This window comes from Aquabacterium sp. (assembly GCF_050725395.1).
Lineage (GTDB): Bacteria > Pseudomonadota > Gammaproteobacteria > Burkholderiales > Burkholderiaceae_C > Aquabacterium.
In genome coordinates this window covers 1-2,385 of record NZ_JBOHHL010000086.1, presented here as the reverse complement: position 1 = coordinate 2,385, position 2,385 = coordinate 1, and the positions used below count along the sequence as shown (strand labels likewise).

General features: G+C 65.1%; 2 protein-coding genes. Both read right to left on the bottom strand.

Going from position 1 to position 2,385, the window contains the following annotated elements:
• On the bottom strand, positions 1–1,545 hold a 1,545-nt coding region (locus ACREB4_RS21205), incomplete at its 3' end, for a hypothetical protein (RefSeq protein ID WP_431590224.1).
• A 60-nt stretch (positions 1,546–1,605) separates the two neighbouring features.
• Positions 1,606–2,385: hypothetical protein (locus ACREB4_RS21200; RefSeq protein WP_431590223.1), on the bottom strand; the 780-nt coding region annotated here is incomplete at its 5' end.

The following is a 2,385-nucleotide window of genomic DNA, read 5'->3' as shown; positions in this document are numbered from 1 at the left end:
CGCTTGGGCGGTGCCTTGTTGGGCCGCTTGTTGCCCGGCTTGCTGCGAGCCGCGGCGCGTAGCGGCGACAGCGAGATCGGTCGGATCGATGGGGCTCTTTTTCGGTGTATCAGGCTGCGTCGGCGGCGCCTGCTCGGGCTGCTTCGGAACCTGCTGCGGTTGTGGCTGCTGACCAGGCTGACCCTGGGGCTGCTGTGGTCCCGGTTGTTGCGGCGCCTGCTGGGGTGCCTGTTGCACGGGCTGTTGGCCGGCAGGATTCTGTGGGGCCTGCGCCGGCTGTTGTGCGGGTGCCTGCTGCACAGGTGCTTGGGCCGGGGGTTGGGCGTCTGGCTGCCAGGGCCCGTAGTTCGGCAAAGGCTCACCGTGAGTGGCGTGCTGGCCCGACATCTGTGGGCCTAGGTTTTGGGGAGCTTGCGAGCCGCCTTGCCCGGTGGACGGGTTGTAGATGGAAACGCCGCCGTTCTGATCTAACGGCGGCTGATTGATGCCGCCTTGGTAATCAGGCATCTGGTTCGGCATCTGCGGAGGCTGGAACATTTGTCCGCCGTCCTGGGGACCACTATTGCCGCCACCACCGCAGCCATCGGGACCACACGGATCTGCCGATGCCACAACGGCAGTCTGGGGCAAGTATGAGGAGAAGGTGGCTAGGCCGAATGCGGTCGCCGAGAACATGATCAGCGCCAAGACTCCAGCGCCGGCGTAGATTTGGCCCATCGGTGTGGGCCCGCCGGGGCCACTGGGTGTGTGCGCCCACGTCCACCACCCCGACAACGCGTTCCACCACCAGGTGTTGGCGGCCAACGCCAAAGTCAGGACTGCGGTAATGGCGGCCAGCGCCGCCAACGGATCATCGCCGGTCAACCACCCCGACACCCGCGGCACCACATATCCGGACAGAAAGAGCAGCGCCGCCCCACCGGCCAGCAGTGTCACACCTAAGCCAGGGTGACTGGACCACCATGTGGCCCAGCGATCTTGACCACGGGCGTCTTCTGCGGTGTCTTGATTGTTCTGGCGGGTCCCAGAGTGAGACAGGAGCAGGTCTGCAAGGGCCTTGCCGCCGCCAAACAATAACGCACCGGCCACAGCAATGAAGGCGACCTGGGCCAGCCGCGACGGCAATGTCCAACCGTCGACATCGGTGATCTGGGTCAGCCAGGCGGCGGTATGCCCGCGCATTACCCACCACATCCCGGCCGTACCGATACCGATGCCGGCCACTGCCCGTGCCACAGCGGGGATTCCGGCCACTGAAGCCGATGCCGCGGCCGTGACCGGCGCCAAAGCCTGTCGCACCAAGGTGATGCCCTTGCCCAGCGCTGTGAACGCCGCGAGCAGCAATACGGCCCAGCCCACCGATCCGGCGGCACCTGCGGCTGGGACGATCGCATGCAAACCCCACAACCCGACGGCTGCAAGGGCGACACCCGCGACGCCTGCAATCGGGCCTGTCAGATGCGGACCTGTAGCAGCGTCGGAGCCGGCGGTCAGGGATTTCGTAGGTGCATCGCCGGGTTCGATGCCGTCGGTGGGCTTACTCATCGGTTGTTCCTACTTCCCCCGTACAACGATATTGCGAAAAATGCTGTGTAGTCGGTCATCTCAGACTCCACCAGTAGTTGTGGCTGCGCCAGGGAGCATGTTTTCTTTTGCCCAGCGGGTGTGCCCGTTAGCGGCCGACAGGCAGCCCTCGTAATCGGGGCCGTCGTACCCAAAGGCAGTCACACAAGCATTCGATAGATCTGCCAGGAACGTGTCCTCACACGTGAGCGCACTCGTGCGGGCGGGGACCGCACTCATGCATGCCGCTAACCGTCCGCATGACACTGTGAAATCAGCTGTGCTACCGGGATTCTCGCCACCACGGAAAGCGGGCGGCCCTGAAACACACCGGCCACCGTCAACGGTTGGACGCTTGGCCCCGGGGTCGCCCTGAGTGACGACAGGCACGGTGGTGGTGACCCGGTAAGCCACGGTGATGGTCACTGGGAAGTTCAGCAGCCCCACCTCCCCAACATTCAAGTCCAGGGCTGATTGCTGATACAGATAGCTGCCGCCGACCGATGGGCCCACCTCGATTGCATTGCCTGCGCCATCGCGAGCCTCCGGGACACTGAAGGCCCCGATAATCGCCGCGGGCCTGCCGGGGGCGCCGTCAGTCTCCACCACAACGGCCTGGCCTGCCTGGCGCAGGTGTGTGCCGTCCGGATACCGGACGCCCAGCGAGAAGTCACTCGGCGAGATGAAGGACTTGCGGACCATACGGATATCCGCACCACCGCCAGCGTCAGGGATCACTACATAGTCGACCGGCCCAGAACCGTAGGCGGCGGCACCGCCTTCACCCCAATTGGCGGCGGTCAGTTCGCGCTCATTGGGCAG